Origin of the sequence: Ensifer sp. Root142 (genome assembly GCF_001426785.1) — a bacterium.
In the GTDB taxonomy this organism is placed as follows: Bacteria; Pseudomonadota; Alphaproteobacteria; order Rhizobiales; family Rhizobiaceae; genus Ensifer; species Ensifer canadensis.
Window position 1 is genome coordinate 249,714 of sequence record NZ_LMFK01000023.1, and the last position, 21,693, is coordinate 271,406.

General features: G+C 60.7%; 23 protein-coding genes. 8 read left to right on the forward strand and 15 right to left on the reverse strand.

Features of this window, described 5'->3' with window-relative positions; translation table 11 throughout:
* Nucleotides 1-8: 8 nt before the first annotated feature.
* The 6 genes from ASD52_RS22235 to ASD52_RS22260 form a co-directional block, all read right to left on the reverse strand.
* Nucleotides 9-1,382 (reverse strand): pyruvate dehydrogenase complex E1 component subunit beta, encoded by a 1,374-nt coding sequence (locus ASD52_RS22235; protein ID WP_025426766.1) that lies wholly within the window; start codon nucleotides 1,380-1,382, stop codon nucleotides 9-11.
* Between the two features lie 17 nt (nucleotides 1,383-1,399).
* The gene (gene pdhA, locus ASD52_RS22240; RefSeq protein WP_025426765.1) at nucleotides 1,400-2,446 is read right to left on the reverse strand and encodes a pyruvate dehydrogenase (acetyl-transferring) E1 component subunit alpha; all 1,047 of its coding nucleotides are present in this window, start codon (nucleotides 2,444-2,446) and stop codon (nucleotides 1,400-1,402) included.
* A gap of 136 nt (nucleotides 2,447-2,582) precedes the next feature.
* On the reverse strand, nucleotides 2,583-2,903 hold the full coding sequence (locus ASD52_RS22245) for a septum formation initiator family protein (protein ID WP_025426764.1): 321 nt from the start codon (nucleotides 2,901-2,903) through the stop codon (nucleotides 2,583-2,585).
* Between the two features lie 143 nt (nucleotides 2,904-3,046).
* Entirely contained in the window at nucleotides 3,047-4,321 is a 1,275-nt protein-coding gene (gene eno / locus ASD52_RS22250; protein ID WP_025426763.1) for a phosphopyruvate hydratase, read from the reverse strand.
* A 129-nt stretch (nucleotides 4,322-4,450) separates the two neighbouring features.
* Entirely contained in the window at nucleotides 4,451-5,293 is an 843-nt protein-coding gene (gene kdsA / locus ASD52_RS22255) for a 3-deoxy-8-phosphooctulonate synthase (RefSeq protein ID WP_025426762.1), read from the reverse strand.
* On the reverse strand, nucleotides 5,293-6,183 hold the full coding sequence (locus ASD52_RS22260; protein ID WP_025426761.1) for a VOC family protein: 891 nt from the start codon (nucleotides 6,181-6,183) through the stop codon (nucleotides 5,293-5,295). The genes kdsA and ASD52_RS22260 overlap by 1 nt, the downstream gene beginning before the upstream one ends.
* Nucleotides 6,184-7,176: 993 nt before the next feature.
* Here ASD52_RS22260 and ASD52_RS22265 point away from each other — a divergent pair.
* The 5 genes from ASD52_RS22265 to ASD52_RS22285 all read left to right on the forward strand — a co-directional run bounded on the left by ASD52_RS22265 (nucleotide 7,177) and on the right by ASD52_RS22285 (nucleotide 11,282).
* Entirely contained in the window at nucleotides 7,177-7,821 is a 645-nt protein-coding gene (locus tag ASD52_RS22265) for a lysophospholipid acyltransferase family protein (RefSeq protein WP_025426760.1), read from the forward strand.
* The gene (locus ASD52_RS22270) at nucleotides 7,818-8,768 is read left to right on the forward strand and encodes a phosphatidate cytidylyltransferase (protein ID WP_025426759.1); all 951 of its coding nucleotides are present in this window, start codon (nucleotides 7,818-7,820) and stop codon (nucleotides 8,766-8,768) included. Before ASD52_RS22265 ends, ASD52_RS22270 begins: the two co-directional genes overlap by 4 nt.
* Nucleotides 8,765-9,151: a hypothetical protein gene (locus tag ASD52_RS22275; RefSeq protein WP_057225495.1), complete on the forward strand. Its 387-nt coding sequence runs from the start codon at nucleotides 8,765-8,767 to the stop codon at nucleotides 9,149-9,151. Before ASD52_RS22270 ends, ASD52_RS22275 begins: the two co-directional genes overlap by 4 nt.
* A 3-nt stretch (nucleotides 9,152-9,154) precedes the next feature.
* Nucleotides 9,155-9,808 carry a CDP-alcohol phosphatidyltransferase family protein gene (locus tag ASD52_RS22280; protein WP_025426757.1) on the forward strand — a complete coding sequence of 218 codons (654 nt, stop codon included), beginning with the start codon at nucleotides 9,155-9,157 and terminating at the stop codon, nucleotides 9,806-9,808.
* Nucleotides 9,809-10,088: 280 nt separating this feature from the next.
* Nucleotides 10,089-11,282 (forward strand): DUF418 domain-containing protein, encoded by a 1,194-nt coding sequence (locus tag ASD52_RS22285; protein ID WP_063991860.1) that lies wholly within the window; start codon nucleotides 10,089-10,091, stop codon nucleotides 11,280-11,282.
* Nucleotides 11,283-11,423: 141 nt separating this feature from the next.
* Here the strand turns inward: ASD52_RS22285 and ASD52_RS22290 are convergent, their stop codons facing one another.
* The 5 genes from ASD52_RS22290 to ASD52_RS22310 form a co-directional block, all read right to left on the reverse strand.
* Nucleotides 11,424-13,052, reverse strand: coding sequence for a CTP synthase (locus ASD52_RS22290; protein WP_025426755.1), 1,629 nt, complete (start codon nucleotides 13,050-13,052; stop codon nucleotides 11,424-11,426).
* A gap of 149 nt (nucleotides 13,053-13,201) precedes the next feature.
* Nucleotides 13,202-13,672 (reverse strand): preprotein translocase subunit SecG, encoded by a 471-nt coding sequence (secG, locus tag ASD52_RS22295; RefSeq protein ID WP_025426754.1) that lies wholly within the window; start codon nucleotides 13,670-13,672, stop codon nucleotides 13,202-13,204.
* 134 nt (nucleotides 13,673-13,806) lie between these two features.
* On the reverse strand, nucleotides 13,807-14,577 hold the full coding sequence (gene tpiA / locus ASD52_RS22300; RefSeq protein WP_025426753.1) for a triose-phosphate isomerase: 771 nt from the start codon (nucleotides 14,575-14,577) through the stop codon (nucleotides 13,807-13,809).
* Between the two features lie 225 nt (nucleotides 14,578-14,802).
* Entirely contained in the window at nucleotides 14,803-15,285 is a 483-nt protein-coding gene (locus tag ASD52_RS22305) for a GNAT family N-acetyltransferase (RefSeq protein WP_025426752.1), read from the reverse strand.
* 59 nt (nucleotides 15,286-15,344) lie between these two features.
* The gene (locus ASD52_RS22310) at nucleotides 15,345-15,836 is read right to left on the reverse strand and encodes a GNAT family N-acetyltransferase (RefSeq protein ID WP_057214222.1); all 492 of its coding nucleotides are present in this window, start codon (nucleotides 15,834-15,836) and stop codon (nucleotides 15,345-15,347) included.
* Between the two features lie 155 nt (nucleotides 15,837-15,991).
* Between ASD52_RS22310 and ASD52_RS22315 the strand changes: the two genes are divergently transcribed.
* The gene (locus ASD52_RS22315) at nucleotides 15,992-16,603 is read left to right on the forward strand and encodes a TetR family transcriptional regulator C-terminal domain-containing protein (protein ID WP_025426750.1); all 612 of its coding nucleotides are present in this window, start codon (nucleotides 15,992-15,994) and stop codon (nucleotides 16,601-16,603) included.
* Between the two features lie 271 nt (nucleotides 16,604-16,874).
* Here ASD52_RS22315 and ASD52_RS22320 read toward each other — a convergent pair whose 3' ends face one another.
* Nucleotides 16,875-17,255, reverse strand: a complete 381-nt coding sequence (locus ASD52_RS22320) for a hypothetical protein (RefSeq protein WP_025426749.1) — start codon at nucleotides 17,253-17,255, stop codon at nucleotides 16,875-16,877.
* Nucleotides 17,256-17,519: 264 nt separating this feature from the next.
* On the opposite strand from ASD52_RS22320, the gene ASD52_RS22325 reads away from it, so the two are divergent.
* Both ASD52_RS22325 and ASD52_RS22330 read left to right on the forward strand, forming a co-directional pair.
* Complete coding sequence (locus tag ASD52_RS22325; protein WP_025426748.1) at nucleotides 17,520-18,134, forward strand: cytochrome b; 615 nt, start codon at nucleotides 17,520-17,522, stop codon at nucleotides 18,132-18,134.
* A gap of 3 nt (nucleotides 18,135-18,137) precedes the next feature.
* A complete protein-coding gene (locus ASD52_RS22330) occupies nucleotides 18,138-18,740 on the forward strand; it encodes a YceI family protein (protein ID WP_025426747.1) in 603 nt (200 codons plus the stop codon).
* Between the two features lie 34 nt (nucleotides 18,741-18,774).
* On the opposite strand, the gene ASD52_RS22335 is transcribed toward ASD52_RS22330, so the two are convergent.
* Genes ASD52_RS22335 through ASD52_RS22345 form a run of 3 tightly spaced genes read right to left on the reverse strand, consistent with a single transcriptional unit; the run spans nucleotide 18,775 to nucleotide 21,688 of the window.
* The gene (locus ASD52_RS22335; protein ID WP_025426746.1) at nucleotides 18,775-20,235 is read right to left on the reverse strand and encodes an aspartate aminotransferase family protein; all 1,461 of its coding nucleotides are present in this window, start codon (nucleotides 20,233-20,235) and stop codon (nucleotides 18,775-18,777) included.
* A gap of 5 nt (nucleotides 20,236-20,240) precedes the next feature.
* The gene (locus ASD52_RS22340; RefSeq protein WP_025426745.1) at nucleotides 20,241-21,251 is read right to left on the reverse strand and encodes an NAD(P)-dependent oxidoreductase; all 1,011 of its coding nucleotides are present in this window, start codon (nucleotides 21,249-21,251) and stop codon (nucleotides 20,241-20,243) included.
* Nucleotides 21,248-21,688, reverse strand: coding sequence for a transporter (locus tag ASD52_RS22345; RefSeq protein WP_025426744.1), 441 nt, complete (start codon nucleotides 21,686-21,688; stop codon nucleotides 21,248-21,250). Before ASD52_RS22345 ends, ASD52_RS22340 begins: the two co-directional genes overlap by 4 nt.
* Nucleotides 21,689-21,693: the final 5 nt, after the last annotated feature.

Sequence of the window (21,693 nt, forward strand, 5' to 3'; positions counted from 1 at the left end):
CCCTCCCCTTATTTGTAGCAAACGGCTTTCACCGCATCGACGACCTCTGCGACGTTCGGAAGCGCGAGCTTCTCGAGGTTCGCGGCGTAAGGCATCGGCACATCCTTGCCGGCGATCGTCAGGATCGGGGCATCGAGATAGTCGAAGGCCTGCTGCATGACGCGGGTCGCAATCTCGGTACCGACGGAAGACTGCGGATAGCCTTCTTCGACTGTCACCAGACGACCGGTCTTCCTGACGGATTCGATCACCGTCGGCAGATCCATCGGACGGATGGTGCGAAGGTCGATCAGCTCGACGTCGATGCCCTGCGCTTCCAGTTCGGCGACCGCCTTGATCGCATAGGTCATGCCGATACCGAAGGAAACGATGGTTGCGTCCTTGCCGACCTTGTGGATACGGGCCTTGCCGATCGGCAGCACGAAATCGTCGAGCTTCGGCACTTCGAAGGACTGACCGTAGAGGATTTCGTTTTCGAGGAAGATGACCGGGTTCGGATCGCGGATGGCCGCCTTCAGCAGGCCCTTCGCATCAGCTGCCGTATAGGGCATGACAACCTTGAGACCTGGAATGTGGCTGTACCAGGCGGCATAGCACTGCGAGTGCTGCGCCGCTACGCGGGCCGCAGCACCGCTCGGGCCACGGAACACGATCGGCGCGCCCATCTGGCCGCCGGACATGTAGAGCGTCTTGGCGGCGGAGTTGATGATCTGGTCAATCGCCTGCATGGCGAAGTTGAAGGTCATGAACTCGACGATCGGGCGCAGGCCGGTCATGGCAGCGCCAACGCCGACGCCGGCAAAGCCGTGTTCGGTGATCGGCGTGTCGATGACACGACGGGCGCCGAATTCCTGAAGCAGGCCTTGCGTGATCTTGTAGGCGCCCTGGTATTCGGCGACTTCTTCGCCCATGACGAAGACGTCGTCGCTGGCGCGCATTTCCTCGGCCATGGCGTCGCGCAGAGCTTCACGCACGGTCATCGTCACCATTTCGGTGCCGGCCGGGATTGCCGGATCGGCGGCAACTTCGACCTTCGGCTGGGCCGCAACCGGTGCCGGCGCCGAAGCTGCGGGTGCTTCGCTGGCGGTGGCAGCCTTGGGCGCATCCACCTTCGGTGCGGCGATATCGCCAGCGCCTTCGCCATCCTGCAGCAGGACTGCGATCGGCGTATTGACCTTGACGCCTTCGGTGCCGGCGGCGATCAGCAGCTTGCCGATCGTGCCTTCATCGACGGCTTCCACTTCCATGGTGGCCTTGTCAGTCTCGATCTCGGCGATGACGTCGCCGGAGGAGACCTTGTCGCCTTCGTTCTTCAGCCATTTCGAGAGCGTGCCTTCCTCCATCGTCGGGGAAAGGGCGGGCATGAGAATTTCTACTGGCATATTTGAGCCTCCCCGGATCAAAGCAGGATATCGGTGTAGAGCTCGGATACATCCGGCTCCGGATCAGCCTGGGCAAAATCGGCGCTGTCGGCGACGATGTCGCGGACGTCCTTGTCGATCTGCTTCAGCTCGTCCTCGCTCGCCCATCCCTTTTCGGTCAGACGTGCCTTCACCTGTTCGATCGGATCGTGTTCCGACCGCATCTTCTGCACTTCATCCTTCGAGCGGTACTTCGCCGGGTCGGACATGGAGTGGCCGCGGTAGCGATAGGTCTGCATTTCGAGAATGATCGGGCCCTTGCCCGAACGGCAATACTCGACAGCCTCGTCGCCCGCCGCCTTGACCGCACGAACATCCATGGCATCGACCTGGAAGCCCGGGATGCCGAAGGAGACACCGCGCTTCGAAAAATCGGTCTGCGCCGATGCGCGGGTGACCGACGTGCCCATGGCGTAGCGGTTGTTCTCGATCACGTAGATCACCGGAAGCTTCCACAGCTGCGCCATGTTGAAGCTTTCATAGACCTGGCCCTGGTTGGCCGCGCCATCCCCAAAATAGGCGACGCTGACATTGTCGTTGCCGCGATAGCGGTTGGCAAAGGCAAGGCCGGTGCCGAGCGACACCTGGGCACCGACGATGCCGTGACCGCCGTAAAAATGCTTTTCCTTGGAGAACATGTGCATCGAGCCGCCCTTCCCCTTGGAAAGACCGCTGCGACGACCCGTGAGTTCGGCCATGACGCCGCGGGCGCTCATGCCGCAGGCCAGCATGTGGCCGTGGTCACGGTAGGCGGTGATGACCTGGTCACCGTCTTTCAGCGCCATCTGCATGCCGACGACGACAGCTTCCTGGCCGATGTAGAGATGACAGAAGCCGCCGATGAAACCCATGCCATAGAGCTGGCCGGCCTTTTCCTCGAAACGCCGGATCAGCAGCATTTCGCGGTAGGCTTTCAGTTCGTCTTCTTTGGTGAATTCGGCGATATTACCGCCGCTCAGGTCCTTCTTGGCCGGCTTTGCTGCGGTCTTACGGCTGGAGACGGACGCGTTTTTTCGCGGAGCCATTCATTCCTCCCAATGGTTAGCCTTTGAGGGTTACCATAGGGAAAGAAAAGCGCCACAGCAATGCCATATTTGCATGGCTCGCATTCCGCGCAAGTTATTGAATTTAAATATGAAATGCCAATTAACCGAATTTCGGTTAATTCGTCATGCGGTGGAAAATAACAATTTCATCGCTGCGCGACATATTGAGCGCGAGGCGAGCCTTCTCATCCAGCATGTCACGCTCCAGCGAACCGTCGCTCATCAGCTGAACCTCCTTTTCGAGGGTCGTTCGCCGCTTTGTGAGCTCGTCCAGCCGTGCCTGCCGCTCAACGATCTGGCGATCGAATTGCTCCGTCGCCTTCAAGCCGTAGCCGCCGTGAATGGAATGATAGCCGAAATAAGACAGAAAGGCGACCGCGATCAGCGGCAGCACCAGTCGGCCCAGTTTCCGTTTCTTATGATGCCTTGTCCACATCCCGTTCACACCCTGATACGCAATACAGGGTGAGACTAACCGGCATTGATTAACCGACCGTTGACCATGAATGGCCGGATAAAGCAAAACCCGCCCACGGCAACCGTGAGCGGGTCAATTTTTTCAGCGATCGATCGAGGCTATCAGCCACGCAGGATCGAGCGGCCGGCGTAGTTGGCCTGCAGGCCGAGCTGCTCTTCGATGCGGATCAGCTGGTTGTACTTTGCGAGCCGGTCGGACCGGGCCAGCGAGCCGGTCTTGATCTGGCCGCAGTTGGTGGCAACGGCGAGGTCGGCGATCGTCGCGTCCTCGGTCTCGCCCGAACGGTGGGACATGACGGCGGTGTAGCGTGCCTTGTGTGCCGTTTCGACAGCGTCAAGTGTTTCCGACAGCGAGCCGATCTGGTTGACCTTAACGAGGATCGAGTTGGCAACACCCATCTTGATGCCATCGCGCAGGCGGGCGGAGTTGGTGACGAACAGGTCGTCGCCGACGAGCTGGCACTTGTTGCCGATGAGGTCAGTCACAGCCTTCCAGCCGTCCCAATCGTCTTCCGCCATACCATCTTCGATCGAGAAGATCGGGTACTTGGCAGCAAGTTCCGCCAGGTATTCGGCCATTGCACCCGGCTCAAGCGTGCGGCCTTCGCCTTCGAGGACGTACTTGCCGTCCTTGAAGAATTCGGTCGCGGCGCAATCGAGTGCGATGAACATGTCTTCGCCCGGCTTGTAGCCAGCCTTCTCGATCGACTTCATGATGAAGTCGAGTGCTGCCGGAGCGGACGCCAGACCCGGCGCGAAGCCGCCTTCGTCGCCGACATTGGTGTTGTGGCCGTCGGCGGAAAGCTGCTTCTTCAGCGTGTGGAACACTTCCGAACCCATGCGGACCGCGTCACGCATCGTATCGGCACCGACCGGAACGATCATGAACTCCTGGAAGTCGATCGGGTTGTCGGCATGAGCACCACCGTTGATGATGTTCATCATCGGAACCGGAAGCACGTGGGCGTTCGGGCCGCCGACGTAACGGTAGAGCGGCAGGCCGGAAGCTTCGGCGGCAGCCTTGGCGACGGCCAGCGACACGCCGAGGATGGCATTGGCACCGAGGCGCGACTTGTTGGCCGTGCCGTCAAGCTCGATCATCGTCTTGTCGATCTGGATTTGGTTTTCCGCATCGAGGCCACCGATCGCCTCGAAGATCTCGCCGTTGACGGCGTCGACGGCGCGCTCGACGCCCTTGCCGAGGTAACGCGTTCCACCATCGCGCAGTTCGACCGCTTCATGCGCACCGGTCGAGGCACCCGACGGCACGGCCGCGCGGCCGAAGCTTCCGTCTTCCAGATAGACGTCGACCTCGACGGTCGGGTTGCCGCGGCTGTCCAGAATTTCTCGGCCGATGATGTCGATGATTGCTGTCATGATCTCTTCCCTGCTTGAGGACGGTGGTGGGTCGGGCCTGTCATAAGCGAAGGCCCGGGATTTTCAATGGCGCGCAAGATGTAAAAACAACCGCGCCACCGGGGTTCATGAAAATTTCACGAGCCTGTCTCAGCCCTTTGCGACGGCGTCGAAGGCCAGCAGCTTTTCGAGCAGCCGCGGCATGTCCTTCAGATGCACCATGTTGGGGCCATCGGAAGGAGCGTTGTCCGGTTCCTCGTGGGTTTCGACGAACAGGCCGGCGATGCCGACAGCGACGGCTGCACGCGACAGCGTTTCAACGAACTCGCGTTGACCGCCGGTCGAACCGCCCTGCCCGCCCGGCTGCTGCACCGAGTGGGTGGCGTCAAAGACGACGGGCGCGCCGAGCGAGGCCATGATCGGCAGCGAGCGCATATCGGAAACCAGCGTGTTGTAGCCGAAGGACGCGCCACGCTCGCACAGAAGAATGTTGGGATTGCCGCTTTCGGTGAATTTGGCGAGCACGTTCTTCATGTCCCAAGGCGCCAGGAACTGGCCCTTCTTGACGTTGATGGTGCGGCCAGTCTTGGCAGCTGCCACCAGAAGGTCGGTCTGGCGCGACAGGAAGGCCGGGATCTGCAGGATGTCGACGGTCTCGGCGACGACGGCGCACTGCTCCTCGGTGTGCACATCGGTCAGGACCGGGAAACCGAACTCCTTCTTGAGATCGGCAAAGATTTCCATCGCCGTGTCGAGGCCGATGCCGCGCTTGCCAGAAAGCGATGTACGGTTGGCCTTGTCGAAGGACGATTTGTAGACCAGGCCGATATCCAGCGACTTGCATAGTTCGGCAAGCTTTCCCGCCATCATGAAGGCGTGCTCGCGGCTTTCCATCTGGCAGGGGCCGGCGATCAGCGACAGGCGCTCCCTCTGCGAGAAGGCGACCTGCTTGGCACCTTCACCGACGACTACTCTGGCATTCGTTTCCATCATCAAGCTCCAAACGCGAAGATCACCCCTTGCCCCGGCATTTCGGGGACAATGAGGCGTCCGCCCATTTCTGAAAATTCGATATCGTTGCGCGCGAAGAGCGCACGCGTCACTTCGAGGTCCGCGACGCGGAAGATCACGGCCCGGCCGCGCAAGCCGCGCTCGGCGCTGCGGACCGAACGGCCGAAGAAAGCCTCCATGCCGGCGGCGCTCAGCACAGAGATCTTGGCGTTCGTCGTCTCGATATCCATGCCGAAGGAGTGAGCCGCGACTTCGCGCTCATCGACCGCCTCTTGCAGCAGGTACTGGAAATCGGTCGGGTTCGTCTCCGAAAGCACGACCTCGGAAATGCCGAGCACGCTGTTGTCGTGCCGCTCGAGCGCGCCACGATCGATTGGAAGCGCGCGCACCCGCTGACAGCTGAACAGGAAGAAATCCGGCGAGCGCAGGTCGGCGGCAAAGGCCAGCCGGAAGGAGCCAAGCCCTTCCCGGCCATCCGGCAGCCGCATGGGCCGCGAGAACTCCAACATCTCGCCGCCCGAGATGCCACGGGCGCGAAACCGCATATGATCCGTCGCAGCGTCTTCAGTGCCGAGCACGATCGCTGACAGACCTTCCGGCCCCTGACGGAATCGGAAAGCCTGGTCGCGGGCGACGAAGGCGTTGCCGTCCAGGGCTGCCATTTCGCATTCTTCGCGCGAAGCGACGGCAAGCGGCTCAAGATAAGTGTTGTCGGAGAAGAAGACGCAGGCGTTTTCGGTGCCGAAGGGATGGCGAGCATCCTCGGCCACCGTGAAACCGAGATCATTGAGGCGACGCCGTGCCTGTTCAAGTGCGTCCACCGGTAGCACGAGATGATCGAGCGGGCGGGTGGTGCGCTTGGAGAGGCTCATGGCGGTTTCCCTGATGGTTTGCCGCTGTTTGCAACTTTTGTCCGGCGATTGCAAGCCGACTGGCGGCCATGGCACCGATTGCCCGTCTGGACCCAAACATCTGCAGAGAACAGAATCCATCCGCGCCGGGCACCGCCCGCCGCAGATTTATGGTTGCCACCAGGTGCCGAACTGCCCGAGCGTCAATAGTATCCCGGCGCCGCGGTGGCGTTGCCCGTATTCGAAGCCCCGAGACCGGGGGCGAATGTTTGCGGCTGCGCGTAGGTCGTATTGCTCGAGGACGTCGTGGCACAGCCCGAAAGCCCTAGCAGGGCGATCGTCAAAGGCACGAACAACAAAGTTATGAAGCGCATAGGTACTGACCCTTTCTTTAGCTGAAGAACAGAAAAGGCTGAAACCGGTGTTTTGGGGAGTACGTAACAGTAACACGACGTAACACGGCGACACGAGGGACTGGGAACCGCAGCGTCGCGTCGGCCGCTGCGGTTGTTCTCGTTACACCTGCGTTCAGCGCCCGAACAACGAGGTCGGGCCATTCGCGTCAAACACTAAGATCGCGTTTGATGGCGCAGGTCGCGATAAAGGTCGGCACAAACCTGTCGATCAGGAAACTGGCGCATTGAACGACGCTCCTCTTACAACACTCGAAAATTGGCGGCTGCGCTGCAAGCGGTCAACGTTCAGTAGAAGCCGCCTTTCGGTAAAAGACTGCGGTGTGACGTCGCATCGTTTTCAGCGTGTCAGCTAAAAACGTGCAGAGATCGAAGAATTTGCGGCGCCCACACGTCATCATCCCAGGAGCGACTTCGGCCGCTTGTGAAGCGGACGCAATCGCGTAAAGTCGGCCGATGCAGCCTGAGGTTACGATGGGCCTGCGCGTTTTTAGGGGCAACATTTGATCATTTCATTGCACGGCGGGGGACACATCCGGATACGCGGAGCAAGGCAACCTTCGATACCTGGATGCCTTCAACATGGAGTTGAGGCGGCATGATTCGCGATTTGATTGCCAAGCTCGCTTCGGTCGCCATCATGATGTTTGCCCGCGCACTGACAGCTGCCCGGGCACTCTGGCACGAAACCGGCCTGCCGCCGAGACAGAGCATCTATTTCGCCAACCACTCCAGCCATGGCGATTTCATCCTGATCTGGGCCGTGCTGCCGCCTTGGCTGCGCGACCGCGCCCGCCCGGTTGCCAGCGCCGAATACTGGCTGAAGTCGAAGCTGACATCGTTCATCGGCCGCGACGTCTTCAATGCGGTGCTGATCGAACGCGACCCCGCCGCGCGCACAAGCGACCCGGTCGAACAGATGGCGACGGCTCTGGACGAAGGTGCCTCGCTGATCGTGTTTCCCGAAGGCACGCGCAACCAGACCGAGGCCAAGCTGCTGCCATTCAAGAGCGGGCTCTATCACCTCGCACGCAAGCGGCCGGACGTGGCGCTTGTCCCTGTCTGGATCAACAATCTCAACCGCGTGATGCCGAAGGGCGAGTTCGTTCCGATCCCGCTGATCTGCACGATCAACTTCGGCGAGCCGTTGAAGGTTGGACCAGACGAGAGCAAGGAAGACTTCATCGCCAGGGCGCAAGCAGCACTGCTTTCCCTCGCCCCGGCACAGACGGATAACGACGCATGAGTACCACGACTTCCGATATGGTCACCCTGCTGCTCGGCGTCGGCGGCATCCTGCTGTTCGCCTCTTCGGTCGGTTACGTACTGCAGCGCAGGCTTTCGCCCGACGGCTCCAATGGAGCGATCGAGAACCTCAACGCCCGCATCAAGGCCTGGTGGGCAATGGTGTTCCTCATTGCCATCGCCTTCATCGCCGGACGTGTCGGGGTGCTGCTGCTTTTCGCCTTCTGCTCATTTGCGGCGCTACGTGAATTCATCACGCTGATCAATACGCGCCGCGCCGACCATTGGGCGATCGCTGCTGCCTTTTTCCTGGCCTTACCGATCAACTATTATCTGCTCTGGGCCGAAGAATACGGCATCTACGCGATCTTCATTCCTGTCTATGCCTTCCTGCTGATGCCGATCATTGCGGTCCTGCGGGGCGATACGCAAAACTTCCTGCTGCGGATTTCCGAAGTCCAATGGGCGTTGATGATCTGCGTGTTTTGCGCCTCGCACGTACCGGCCTTGCTGACGCTGCAGATACCCGGCTACGGGGGGCGCAACGTGTTGTTGATCGCCTTCCTGGTGATCGTCGTGCAATCGAGCGATGTGCTGCAATATGTCTGGGGCAAGCTCTTCGGGCGCACCAAGATCGCGCCGAAGCTCTCGCCGTCGAAGACAGTGGAGGGGTTCGTCGGCGGCGTTGCCAGCGCGACGCTGCTCGGCGCCTCGCTCTGGTGGATCACGCCGTTTACCCCGATCCAGGCCGGGGTGATGTCGTTCATCATCACGATGATGGGCTTCTTCGGCGGGCTGGTGATGTCGGCGATCAAGCGGGATCGCGGCGTCAAGGACTGGGGCCACCTGATCGAAGGCCATGGCGGCTTGATCGACCGGCTGGATTCGGTCGTATTCTCGGCACCGATCTTCTTTCATCTGACGCGATACTGGTGGTCGTTGACATGAGCGGCCACCTGCGCGCTTTTGCCCGCAGCAGCATCGTCCACGTGCTTTTTGCTTTCATAGCAATGGGCGGATGGGCGCTGTTTGCCAACAGGCACCACCCAATGCCGCGACCACTCGTAGCCGGCCTGGTGCAGGGCGCCTTTTCAGCCGCGCTGACACTGTGCCTGAAATCGGCCATCGACGCGCTGTCTCTTCGTTTCCGCGGCACTTCGCAGCTTTGGATGCCGCCGCTCCTCGCCTGCCTTGCTTCGACAAGCATCCTCGTCGCCGTGCACGCGGCAACCGGAACACCGGAAATTCTCAAAACCATTGCCGTGCCGCTGCTGGTATCGGGCAGTTATGCAGTGCTCTACAACTATTCGATCAGCCGCGGGGGAGCTTGACCAATGACAGAAACCGGCGACCGCAGGCCGTTGGCCAGCCGAAACACCCGCTGGGCGCAGGCAATCGCCCGACGCCTCGCCGCGATGTCGATCACGCCCAACCAGATATCGCAGGCAAGCATGGCGGCCGCGGCTCTGGCAGGCGTTGCTTTCTGGCTGACCAGCGAGACCCAGGACGGACTTCGCGCCCTGCTTTTCATCGCGGCGGCCCTGTTCTGCCAGATGCGTCTGCTCTGCAATCTATTTGACGGTATGGTTGCCGTCGAGGGCGGCAAGGGTGAACCGGACGGTCCGTTCTGGAATGAATTTCCCGATCGGGTCGCCGACCTCTTCATTTTCGCCGGCGCCGGCTATGGCGTCGGCCTGCCTGCGCTCGGCTTTGCCGCAGGCGCCTTCGCCGTGCTCACCGCCTATGTCCGCGAACTCGGCCGTGCCAATGGCGCACCGAGCGACTTTTCCGGCCCGTTGGCAAAACAGCACCGCATGGCGGTGATCACGTTGGCGGCCGTCGTTTCGGCTTTTGAAGGGTTGTGGCTCGGCGATGGCGAAGTACTGCTCGTCGCCCTTGTTGTCGTCTCGGTCGGGGCAGCCGTTACGGCATTGCGCCGCGCGCGACGCCAGACCGCCTGGCTGAAGGCCAAAGCCGCAGCAAACTAGCCTCCGCGGACCGCACCCCCCAACCTCAATCCGTTGAACGCCGTCGCCTGCATCGGCTCGGCGAACCCCTTGACGTCCTCGAAACTTATTATTAGATAGATTACTCTATTTATTATAACGCCACTGAGCCGCCCTTGAACGTTTTGCGCCACCCACTGCCGACCCCCCGGTTGGCGGAGCTACGTCGACCGTTCGCCCAACCATGCCCGTTCGGCGATAGGCGTTTTGAATCAGATGGATCCGGCCGGCCGCCACATCGCCTGCCGTTACGGAGATGACCATGACCACCCAAGACCGCATAGACGGGGTCGATGCGCTGCGCGGCTTCGCGCTGCTCGGCATTCTGCTCGTCAACATCATGGCCTTCGCTTCGGCATTTTACGGCCTCGAATTGCCTGACCCATCGTTCGATACCGGCCTAGACCGCGCGGTGCACTTCGCTGTCGCACTGTTCTTCGAAATGAAGTTCTACCTGCTCTTTTCCTTTCTCTTCGGCTACAGCTTCACCTTGCAGATGCGCTCCGCCGAAAAGGCAGGCGACGCCTTCGTGCCGCGACTCTTGCGGCGGCAGGCGGGGCTCTGGCTGATTGGCCTGACGCATGCGGTGCTTTTGTTTCATGGCGACATCCTGACGACCTACGCCGTCCTTGGCATCGCCCTGATGATGTTGCGCACGCGAAGCGATGCCAGCCTCTGGCGTCTCGCTCGCCTGCTGGTGATCAGTACGGCGCTTGCCTGGTTCGCCCTTGGCGTCGCCGCCGTCCTGGAGCCTCCAGTCCTTGAGCGGTACGCCATCATCGCCGCGGCTGCAGCGACGGAAGCGGCCTTTCGGGGCGATTGGCAATCCATCATCGGCCAGCACCTGACGGAACTGTCATCGGTCTGGGTCATCCTCGGCCTGTTGCAGGCGCCATCGGCGCTGGCCATGTTTCTTGTCGGCCTGATTGCCGGACGTCGGCAGATCCTGTCTCGGCCGCAGGAGAACCGCGCCCTGTTCCGTTGGCTTGTTCGCCTCGGCCTTTTCGTCGGCCTGCCTGGCGCCGTCATCTATGCCTATACCATCGTCCAAATGGCCGATTCGCCTCAGGCGATCACCGGACTTGCCGTCGGGCTGTTGACCGCGCCGTTTCTGACGGGAGCCTATGTCGGCGCGATGATGCTGTTCCTCGATAGTGCCGCTGGACGGTGGCTGCGCAACCTGTTGGCGCCGGCCGGCCGGACCGCGCTTTCCAACTACCTGCTACAGTCGCTCATCTGCGCGCTTATCTTTCATGGCTACGGTTTCGGCTTGATCGGCCATATCTCGCCGCTCGAAACCGTATCGATGGCCCTTGTCGTCTACGCCGCCCAGCTTGTTCTTAGCCGCTGGTGGCTGCAACGCTTCGCCTATGGACCGCTGGAATGGCTGCTGCGCCTCATCACCATTTGGCGCGTGCCGCAATGGCGCAACCTTGCAAGCGCCGATCGGCGGTAGACCATTCTTTTCGGCGAGATCGAGATCGCACCCGGCGACCCTGCTCGCCGGGCGCTTCGGTGTCGATGCGGCATATGAAGCCAAAACGAAAACGGCCGGTCACGTAGGACCGGCCGCAATTTTCAGAACCGTGCTGACGGATCAAACGAAGCGCGACTGTTCCAGCGCCGCTTCGACGAAGCTCGCAAACAGCGGGTGCGGATCAAGGGGGCGCGATTTCAGCTCCGGGTGATACTGCACGCCGATGAACCACGGATGGTCAGGGTACTCGACGGTCTCAGGCAGAATGCCATCAGGCGACATGCCCGAGAAGACCAGGCCGCAGGATTCAAGCTGCGGCTTGTAATCGACGTTGACCTCGTAGCGGTGGCGATGACGCTCCGAAATATCGGCCGTGCCGTAGATGTCGGCAATCTTCGTGCCGGTCTTCAGCGACGCACGATAGGCGCCAAGGCGCATGGTTCCGCCGAGATCGCCGGAAGCCGAGCGCTTCTGAAGTTCGTTGCCCTTAACCCATTCGGTCATGAGGCCGACGACCGGCTCCTTGGTCGGGCCGAACTCGGTCGAGGATGCCTTGTCGATGCCGGCAAGGTTGCGCGCCGCTTCGACGACTGCCATCTGCATGCCGAAGCAGATGCCGAAATACGGCACCTTGCGTTCGCGGGCGAAACGCGCCGCGTTGATCTTGCCCTCGGAGCCACGCTCGCCGAAGCCGCCGGGAACCAGGATGCCGTGTACCTTTTCGAGATACGGCGCCGGATCTTCCTTTTCGAAGACCTCCGACTCGATCCACTCGAGCTTGACCTTGACCCGGTTGGCGATGCCGCCGTGATAGAGCGCTTCGGTCAGCGACTTGTAGGCGTCCTTGAGGCCGGTGTACTTGCCGACGATCGCAATGGTGACTTCGCCTTCCGGCGTACGGATGCGATCGGCAACTTCTTCCCACGCTTCCATGCGCGGCTTCGGTGCCGGCTCGATGCCGAAGGCGGCAAGCACTTCGTTGTCGAGGCCTTCCTTGTGGTAGGCGATCGGCACGTCGTAGATCGAAGCGACATCGAGCGCCTGGATAACCGCCGACTGGCGGACGTTGCAGAACAGCGAAAGCTTGCGACGTTCGGCCTCGGGAATTTCGCGATCGGCACGGACGAGCAGGATGTCGGGATGAATGCCGAGCGCCTGCAGTTCCTTGACCGAATGCTGGGTCGGCTTGGTCTTCAGTTCACCAGCCGCCGGAATGTAGGGCATCAGCGTCAGGTGGACATAAACGGCGGTGCCGCGCGGCAGATCGTTGCCGAGCTGGCGGATCGCCTCCATGAACGGCATCGCTTCGATGTCGCCGACGGTGCCGCCGATCTCGCACAGCACGAAATCATAGTCATCGTTGCCTTCGGTAACGAAGTTCTTGATCTCGTTAGTAACGTGCGGGATCACCTGAACGGTTGCGCCGAGATAGTCGCCGCGACGTTCCTTGTCGATGATGTTCTTGTAGATCCGGCCGGTGGTGATGTTGTCGGTCTTCGTCGCCGAACGCCCCGTGAAGCGTTCATAGTGGCCGAGATCCAGATCGGTCTCGGCGCCGTCGTCGGTGACGAACACCTCGCCGTGCTGGGTCGGGCTCATGGTGCCCGGATCAACGTTGAGGTAGGGGTCGAGCTTGCGCAGTCTCACCCGGTAGCCACGCGCCTGCAGCAACGCTCCAAGAGCAGCCGCAGCTATGCCTTTTCCGAGGGAGGAAACCACGCCGCCAGTGATGAATACATATCGCGCCATGGGAGTCACCGGTTACCTTTTAACAAACGATTCCGCCACCGAAAAATTCGCCTATCCGAATTTTTCCGTCTTCGAAGGGAATCAGATTTCACACAAAATAAAACCGGCGGATGGTGCCATCCGCCGGTGGGTTCATTTAAATTGCGACCTTATTGGCCGCTGGGAACTTGCGATCCCGTGTTGCCGTTGGCGCCGCCTGCAGGCGTTTGCGTTGTCGTGGCACCGCTAGCCGGAGCCTCGCCTGTGGTCGCCGGAGCCGGTGCTGTTGCACCGTTGCCGGTCGCAGGCTGCTGGGTCGCGCCGCCGGCCGGAGCCTGAGTGTTGCCACCGCCAAGCGAATCGAGGACGCCGCCGCCCGAGCTGGTGCCCGGAATACGGTCGAGGATGTCGGTCGCCTGCGGCTGGTAACGGGCGAGGATACCCATCGCCAGGGCCAGAACGAAGAACAGTGCCGCGAGGATCGCCGTCGTGCGGGTCAGCGCATTGGCAGTGCCGCGTGCGGACATGAAGCCCGAGCCACCGCCGATGCCGAGGCCACCACCTTCGGAGCGCTGAATGAGAACGACGCCGATCAGGGCAACGACGACCATGAGATAGATGACGAGTAGTACGGTCTGCATCAGCTTCCAGTCCTGCCCTTTGGGCAAACGAATCAAATCTTGCGCGGACTCGGGGCTTCCCGGGCGCAATTTTCGCGCTTCTTTATACCAAGCCGTCCGCTATTCCAACCCCCTGCCCGGCCTGTGCCGGACAATCAGGCCGTCAAATCTTCATAAGCCCGGTAGATGGCGAGGAAGTCTTCGGCTTTCAAGCTCGCACCACCGATCAGCGCGCCATCGACGTTGGCAACGCCCATCAATTCGCGGGCATTGGACGGCTTGACCGAACCGCCGTAGAGAATGCGCATCTTGCCGCCGGCACCACCGAACCGCGACACCAGTTCCTGGCGCATGAAGGCATGCGCCTCTTCGACGTCGGCAGTCGTCGGCGTCAGACCCGTACCGATCGCCCAGACCGGCTCATAGGCAATGACAGTGTTTTCCGCCGTGGCGCTGTCGGGCAGGCTTTCGGCAAGCTGACGCTTGAGCACGTCGAGCGTCTTGCCCACCTGTCGCTCGTCACCGGTTTCGCCAATGCAGACGATGGCGACCAGTTCGGCGGCGTGGGCGGCGTCCGTCTTGGCGCGCACCAACCCGTCATGCTCGGCATGGTCGGTGCGTCGCTCGGAATGGCCGACGATCACATGGGTGCCGAAGCAATCGGCGATCATTTCGGCAGAAACTTCGCCGGTATGTGCGCCGGACTGCTTCTGATGGCAATCCTGGGCGCCGATCATCAGCGGGCTATCGTCGCAAAGCGCGGTCGCAACATAGAGTAACGTCGCGGGCGGGCAGATCAGCGTCTCGACCTTGCTCGACAGATCGCCCTTGACCCCTTCGGCCATCGCCTTGATCTGATCGAACGATGCGCGCGTTCCGTTCATCTTCCAGTTTCCGGCGACGAGCGGGCGGATGTCAGGCGTCATGAAATTTCCTCCGGGTCAGGTCATTTTCTCGGCAAGCGGCCTAGCAAATGCAGCCGGCAAAGGAAAGCATCCGTCGCTGAATATTCCGGAAGGACCAAAACGATCGGCCCGGCCGGTGGTCTCTCGCATTGCAGCGCCGCGCGTTAAGTATGACGCGCAAAGGATGCTGTAACGCTTTCAACCTGCTGAATAATATCGTCCTTGGATCGATTCCGAATTAAGGATCTATATGCGGGCGACGGTGCGAGCCATGTGGATCACCGCAAAAGGCAATCCTTCATCATCCCTCTCCTGTCGGCCCGTGACGACAAAGCCGCGACGGTGATAGAATTCGACCGCGCTCGCGTTGTCGGCGTAGACGCTGACGTCGAGATGACCGAGCCGCGTCGCGGCGTGTTCGATCAGTCCGCGGCCGATGCCGGCGCCATGGACTTCGGGATCGACGAACAACCCGCCGACAAAATTGTCGATCAGCCCGATGAAGCCCGCCGGATGCCCACCGACCTCTGCGACCCAATTGTCGGCCATCGGCAGGTACGTGTCGCGGACGATCTGCAGCTGGGTGACCAGCCGCTCTTCGCCGAGAAAGGGATGCCCGATGCGCGAGGCGGACAGCCAGATGGCCACCAGCCGGTCACGATCTTCCGCGCGGTAAGGCCGGATCACCGTTTCTGAGAGCCGATTGGCCTCGTGTTGGTCGTTTTGCATGTCTCTCTCATAAGATATTCTGAGCGGCAACCCGCCGAGCGCCGCCAGTGATGCCTCTTTCAGGCCGCAAACTTGAGCACGGCCTCCGGCTCTTCGCCGTAGCTATCGCCTGTCAGAACAAAGCCCAACCCCTTGTAGAAACCTTCTGGGCTCGCCTCACCCAGTCCGCAGCTGGTGTAGAGCTCGCGGATGCCACGCGCCTTGAGGTCGCGCACGACGAGTTCGATCGCCTTCTTGCCGATGCCCTTGCCCTGAAATGGACGGGCTATCATGAAGCGCCAGAGGTAGACGCCCGGGCAATCGATGCCGTCGTCCCAATCCGATCCCTGGTGCAGCATGATGAAACCGACGAGCGTCTCCTCGGCGTAGATCGCGCGGAACCAGGCATTCTCGGAGAAATGCGCTTCCGCAATCGAGGTGCCGTTGTCGGCGACCATATTGCGCTGTCCTTCGCTCAGCGTTTCGCTGAGCTCGCAGACCTCGCAAACGGTAAGCGCGGAGATACGGCGGAAGGTAATTTCTGCATCAGACGGCAATGCATGTTCGCTCATAAGCGACTCCTGAAAATCAAATGGATGAAAACGAGGACCAAGCCAAAAAGGCCGGCCGCGGTTTTAGATCGTCCGCCAACGATTTGAGCCAACGCTCAAATTGGACATATGATCAAATCTGCGCTATGTCAATCGCATACAACCGGAGACTGAATATGGTGTACATGACCCGCCTCGCCCGGCGCGAGGCGATCATTGCGGCGGCCATCGCCGTCATGCTGAAGGACGGCTTCGACGGGATGACGACACGTCGGGTTGCAGCCGAAATGGGAGCGGCCAACGGCATCATCCACCATCACTTCAAAACGGCAAGCGACCTCAAGTGTGCGGCCTTCCTGCATTACGAGGCTGCGGCCCGTGCCGAGTTCGTGGAGATGCGCCCTGCACTCAGTGCGACGGCAGCGCTCAAGCTCTTCGTCAGTGACCACACGGACGATACACGGGAAAGCGGTATGCGGTTCTGGGCGGAGGCATGGCGGGCAGCCCAGGCCGACCCAGAATTGGCCGGCGCTTACGCCCGGGCCGTTTCCGGCTGGCATCGTCTGCTTTGCGGCATCATTGCGGACGGTGTCGCGGCGGATGAATTCCGTGCAGGCGTGCTCGCAGAAACGATCTCCTGGCGGATCCTCGGTCTCGGAATTGGCCTTTCCAGCATGGCAGTGCTGCCTATGCCGCTGCTATCGCCGACAACCGTGCGCCGCCTGATGATGCAGGCCGTCGCGGACGATCTCGGCATCTCGTTTCAGGAGATAACCGGGGCATCCTGACCTATACCAAACCTGCGCTGATATTGACCTATTGCGTGGGACCGTGTGCGGTCATCCGGCGAGGAGCGGACCTGAGAGCGATGCCTTGGCATCGGTCGAGGATTGCGACGCTGCCAGTGGGCGACAGACGGCCCGCCCGAAGGGCCGGGCACTTTTGCCCCTTGATGGCGTTGACAATCCTCACCGGACCACGCGGTCCGGCTGCGGTTATCTCCTTGCCGGAAACCAAAATCGCTCCGGCGCAATCGGTCAATATCAGCGCAGGTTGGTATTACGCCTTTGCCGCAAGTGCCTTGCGGATATCAGCCACGTGCTGTCGGTCGAACAGGTCGAACACCTCGTCCCCCGTCAGCCGTTGGACGTCCTGGATATGGGGATAGGCATGCTCAGCCTCACCGAGCGCCAGATAGGAGCGGGCGATGGTCATCGACCCGAGCGGCTGGCGCAGTGAAAGCGTCCATTCGCGAACGAGTTTCGAAACAGCGATGCTCTCGCGGTGAAGCCTGACATCGTGGAGCGCGGCACCGTAACCGCCTTTGACCCAATAATAGAGGTCTTCCCCCTCGAAGTTCGCGTCCGCCAGTTGCGCCGCATTGCTCGAGCGATTCTGCGAACCGATGCTCCGCCCCCAGCGCGATGCCGGCGTTGGCATGTTTCAACACCACGTTTTCAAGTGGGATCATCTCGGTCGTCGCGCTATTCTGCGTCATGTCTCATGTTCCGCAATACGTTGGATCTGCAACCATCAGACCAGCCCGTCGACTGCCCTGCGCGGAGCAGATGAGATATCTTTCGACTGTATCAACAGGATCGGCCTGCGAATTTACGGTATCGTCGGAGAATAAAAGATGGGGCCAACGGGTCTTATCCGGGTGACGAAGGCGAATATTTCGTCCGAATGCCGCAGGAGCGTGCCATGCTGCAAAACAGCAAGTCTACATTCGGCTGGGTGACGATCATCCTCCATTGGCTGATCGCCATGTCGATCCTTGGCCTACTGGCACTCGGCTTTGTCATGCGCAGGCTATCCCTGGATCCAGCCCTGCAGTTCTCGCTCTACCAATGGCACAAATCCTTCGGCTTCACCGTGCTTGCCCTCGCCGCGCTACGCGCCGTCTGGCATGTGCTCGATAGGCAACCACAGGCGCCTTCAGGCCTTTCCGTGCTCGAACGACGCGCGGCCCGGACCACGCATGCAATCCTGATCGGCCTGACCATAGCCGTGCCCCTTGCCGGTTGGGCGGTTGCGTCGACCTCGACGCTGAACATTCCAAGCTTCTATTTCGACTGGTTCGTCATCTCGCATCTGCCGATGGCGAAATCGGAAGCAGCCGAGAGCTTCTGGACGTCGACCCACGCAATCCTCGCCTACGCGACGCTGGCTCTTGTCGCGCTCCACGCGATGGCCGCGCTCTACCATCACATGGTGCGCCGCGACGAAGTTCTGGTTCGCATGCTGCCGACGCGACTGCTGCGGCGCGGCGAGGTCGAAAAGACCAAGGGCAGTCAGGTCATTGCCAAGAGGAAGTGAACCATGATCAAGCAGCAATCGAAGGCAACGCCAACAGCATTGGCACTTGGCGTCGTGCTTGCCACGACGTTCGGACCAAGCGCCACAAGTGCCAGTGCGCCGCAACTCTCGGACGCTGCCGGCAGCTACGGCATCACCGGTGCGTCACGTGTGCATTTCTCCGTTGCGCAAGTCGGTGGCGGCGGCATCATCGGCGACTTCGGCAAGTTCTCCGGCAATTTCCGTATCGATGGCAATAACATCGCCCGTTCGTCGGTCGAGTTCACCCTCTACCCGGAAAGTGTCGAGACGGGAGAAAGCCGCGTCGAAGATTTCCTGAAGTCGAGTGCGGTCTTCGACAGCGCGACCTATCGCACCGTCACCTTCCGCTCGACCAGCGTCAAGCAGACCGGCCCGGACACGGCCGCCGTCGAAGGCACGTTGACGGCGCGCGGCAAAGCGCGGAAGGAACGGTTCTCCGTCAAGCTGATGGACTGGAACAGCCGGTCGATCTCCTTCATAATCCGCGGCAGCATCTTTCGCTCACCCTACGGCATGGACGTCGGCACGCCGATCTATTCCAATGTCGTCGAATTCGACATGAACATAAAAGGGCAGAAGCACTAAGCTCCTGCCCTTCGAGGTATTTTTGGGTTTCCGCTCAGCCGCCGATCTGGCTACCGAGGAAATCCTTGACGATATGCACGATGCCGCGGCCAAGAAGCTCATCCAGTGCCGCGATGAACTGGTCGACGTGCGCGCGCTCGCAGATCAGCGGCGGCTCGAGCCGGATGACATTGCGATTGTATTCGGTAAAGGCAACCAGCACGTCGTAGTCGCGCAGAAGCAACGCACCGATGAAGCCAGAGAGCGAGCCCTTCAGCTTGTCATCCAACACGGAAACGACCGGACGCAGAACCATCGGCAACGTCTGGCTGAAATCCTGGAACTCCAGGCCAACCATCAGTCCCTTGCCGCGTACGTCCTTGATGATCTTCGGATATTTTTCCTTCAGCGCCTGCAGGCGTTCAAGCAGATAGTCGCCGCTGTCAGCGGCGCGATCGATCAGATGATCGTCGTAGAGCACATTGATGCCCTCGATCGCGGTGACGCAGGCTTCGCCCATGCCACCGAAGGTCGCCATGGCGTGGATCATCGCCGTCTTCGATGTGCCATAAGCCTTCATGTAGACGTCGCGGCGGGCGATCATTGCGCCAACCGCCGCCTTGCCGGCACCGAGCGACTTGGCGAGCGCGGTGACGTCAGGAATGACGCCATAATGCTCGAAAGCATAGAAGCGACCCGAACGGCCATAACCGCACTGCACTTCATCAGCGACCCACAGGACGCCATAGCGATCGCAGAGCGCACGCAGCTGCTGCCAGTACTCGGCCGGCGCCTGGATGATGCCACCGCCGCCCTGGATCGTCTCGAGCACGATCACGCCGATTTCGGGATCGGACTTGAAGGCGTTCTCGACGGCTTGGATATCGGCGAAGGGAACGCGGACCGTGTTGTCGGCAACCCTAAACTCGGCGCGGTAAAGCTGGCCGTCGGTAATGGCAAGCACGCCCTTGGTTTTCCCATGGAAGGAATTTTCCGCGTAGACGACCTTCGGACGCTTCGGGCCGGCGGCGCGCTCGGCGAGCTTGACGGCTGCCTCCATCGCCTCGGAACCGGAGGAACCGAGGAAGACCATGTCGAGATCAGCAGGCGAGCAGGCGGCAATGTTCTTGGCGAGCGCCGATGCATATTGCGACATGAAGGCGATCGCAATTTCGTGGCGCTTCTCGTCCTGGAACTTCTGGCGTGCTTCGAGAATACGCGGATGGTTGTGGCCGAAGGCCAGCGAACCGAAGCCGCCGAAGAAGTCGAGAATCTTCCGACCGTTCTGATCGGTGTAGTACATGCCCTCGGCGCTTTCGATCTTCACCTTGTGAAAGCCGAGCAGCTTCATGAAGTGAAGCTGACCAGGGTTGAGATGGTCCTTGAAGGCGGTCGTGATGTCCCCGATCGACATGGCTTTCGCCTGCTCGACCGTGATCAGATTTGGCCTTGCGACCCCGCCTTCGATCGACGGCGCCGAGACGCCTGTGCGGTTCGGTCTATCCAGCATTGTCATTCCCCTCACTCGGCCGGTACGGCTGCGGCGTTTTGCATGGCAGCGCCGGATTTCTTGGCCCGATACTCGTCATAGGCGGCAATCAGCATGTCGCCATCGTTGAACTCCGGCCGCCAGCCGAGCTGATGCTTCAGCTTGCCCGTTTCACGGACGCAAAGTTCGTCGGCAATCAGGTACTGCTCCGGATCCATGATCGGCTTGTTGATCAGATCGAACAGCGCCAGTGTCTGCTTCACTGCGAAGCCAGGCGTCGGCAGCAGGAAGGACTTTGAATCGGCGTGCTTGATCAGGTTGCCGAGAAGCTCACGCACCGAAGGAGGACTATCCGAGCCGAGGTTGTAGGCCTCGTTGGGCACGCCACCCTTCCAGGCGAGCCGCGCCGCTTCGGCGCAGTCGAACACCGAGATGAACTGGTACGGTACCCTGCCCGAACCGATCATCGGCACCGGCAGGTTCATGTCGATCAGCTTGAACAGTTTTTCGAGGATACCGAGGCGGCCGGGTCCGATGATCAGGCGTGGGCGGAAGATCGAGATGTTCATGCCCTGCTTGCGCCATTGAGCGGCAAGTTGCTCCGTTGCCCACTTCGATTTTCCGTATTCGCCGAGCGGCTTTGCCGGATGGTCCTCGGTCTGCGGCGACTGCACCGTGTGGCCGTAGATCATGTCCGTGGTGAACTGAACGAGACGCGACGCATTGGCTGCGCCCATGGCCTTCATGATGTTCTCGGCACCGTAGTAGTTGACCGGCCAGAAGAAATCCCAGCGCTTCGAACGGATCTGCAACGGTGACAGCATCTTGGCCGCCATGTTGTAGACCATGTCGTCAGGGCCGATACCGACCTTCAGCACATCGCTCATCTGCGTCACATCGCAATGGACGAAGCGGGCACGGTTGTAGTGCGGCAGATCGGACTTGACGATATCGGCGACCACGACCTCCTCGCCATCCTGAACGAGGCGCTGCGCCAGATGCCGGCCGACGAAACCGTCGCCACCAAAGATAATATGCTTCATGACTTGCTCCCGAAATCTGCTGTTCTTGCACCAGCCGTATCGATCGACTTTTCGTCGCCATGGGATGACATGCCCGACTGGGCGATCAGAACCGTTCCAACGCAGATGAGCGCGATGCCGGCGATGCGCCAGGCATTGAGGTCCTCGCGGAAGACGAAGTAGGCGAAGATCGCAACCGCCACATAGGCCAGGCTCAGGAACGGATAGGCGAAGGAAAGCTCTACCTTCGACAGCACATAGAGATGCGATGCCATCGAGATGACAAAGGTCGCGAGACCCGCGAAGACCCATGGATTGAAAACGATCTGGAACAGGCGAACAATCGCCGTCTCTGCCGTCATCGAGATCGGCCCGAGTGACATCATGCCCTGTTTCAGCATCAACTGTGCCGCCGCATTGGTCAGCACAGTGAAGAGAATGAATGGAATATATTTCATAGTTT

Coding starts and splice junctions, on each gene's coding strand:
- ASD52_RS22310 (WP_057214222.1), bottom strand. CDS start 15,836: ATGAGCGAACATGCATTGCCGTCTGATGCAGAAATTACCTTCCGCCGT.
- ASD52_RS22335 (WP_025426746.1), bottom strand. CDS start 20,235: ATGACAATGCTGGATAGACCGAACCGCACAGGCGTCTCGGCGCCGTCG.
- ASD52_RS22340 (WP_025426745.1), bottom strand. CDS start 21,251: ATGAAGCATATTATCTTTGGTGGCGACGGTTTCGTCGGCCGGCATCTG.
- ASD52_RS22320 (WP_025426749.1), bottom strand. CDS start 17,255: ATGCCAACGCCGGCATCGCGCTGGGGGCGGAGCATCGGTTCGCAGAAT.
- ASD52_RS22330 (WP_025426747.1), top strand. CDS start 18,138: ATGATCAAGCAGCAATCGAAGGCAACGCCAACAGCATTGGCACTTGGC.
- tpiA (WP_025426753.1), bottom strand. CDS start 14,577: ATGACGCCTGACATCCGCCCGCTCGTCGCCGGAAACTGGAAGATGAAC.
- ASD52_RS22325 (WP_025426748.1), top strand. CDS start 17,520: ATGCTGCAAAACAGCAAGTCTACATTCGGCTGGGTGACGATCATCCTC.
- ASD52_RS22345 (WP_025426744.1), bottom strand. CDS start 21,688: ATGAAATATATTCCATTCATTCTCTTCACTGTGCTGACCAATGCGGCG.
- pdhA (WP_025426765.1), bottom strand. CDS start 2,446: ATGGCTCCGCGAAAAAACGCGTCCGTCTCCAGCCGTAAGACCGCAGCA.
- secG (WP_025426754.1), bottom strand. CDS start 13,672: ATGCAGACCGTACTACTCGTCATCTATCTCATGGTCGTCGTTGCCCTG.
- ASD52_RS22305 (WP_025426752.1), bottom strand. CDS start 15,285: ATGCAAAACGACCAACACGAGGCCAATCGGCTCTCAGAAACGGTGATC.
- ASD52_RS22235 (WP_025426766.1), bottom strand. CDS start 1,382: ATGCCAGTAGAAATTCTCATGCCCGCCCTTTCCCCGACGATGGAGGAA.
- ASD52_RS22285 (WP_063991860.1), top strand. CDS start 10,089: ATGACCACCCAAGACCGCATAGACGGGGTCGATGCGCTGCGCGGCTTC.
- ASD52_RS22290 (WP_025426755.1), bottom strand. CDS start 13,052: ATGGCGCGATATGTATTCATCACTGGCGGCGTGGTTTCCTCCCTCGGA.
- ASD52_RS22280 (WP_025426757.1), top strand. CDS start 9,155: ATGACAGAAACCGGCGACCGCAGGCCGTTGGCCAGCCGAAACACCCGC.
- ASD52_RS22315 (WP_025426750.1), top strand. CDS start 15,992: ATGGTGTACATGACCCGCCTCGCCCGGCGCGAGGCGATCATTGCGGCG.
- ASD52_RS22260 (WP_025426761.1), bottom strand. CDS start 6,183: ATGAGCCTCTCCAAGCGCACCACCCGCCCGCTCGATCATCTCGTGCTA.
- kdsA (WP_025426762.1), bottom strand. CDS start 5,293: ATGATGGAAACGAATGCCAGAGTAGTCGTCGGTGAAGGTGCCAAGCAG.
- eno (WP_025426763.1), bottom strand. CDS start 4,321: ATGACAGCAATCATCGACATCATCGGCCGAGAAATTCTGGACAGCCGC.
- ASD52_RS22245 (WP_025426764.1), bottom strand. CDS start 2,903: ATGTGGACAAGGCATCATAAGAAACGGAAACTGGGCCGACTGGTGCTG.
- ASD52_RS22275 (WP_057225495.1), top strand. CDS start 8,765: ATGAGCGGCCACCTGCGCGCTTTTGCCCGCAGCAGCATCGTCCACGTG.
- ASD52_RS22270 (WP_025426759.1), top strand. CDS start 7,818: ATGAGTACCACGACTTCCGATATGGTCACCCTGCTGCTCGGCGTCGGC.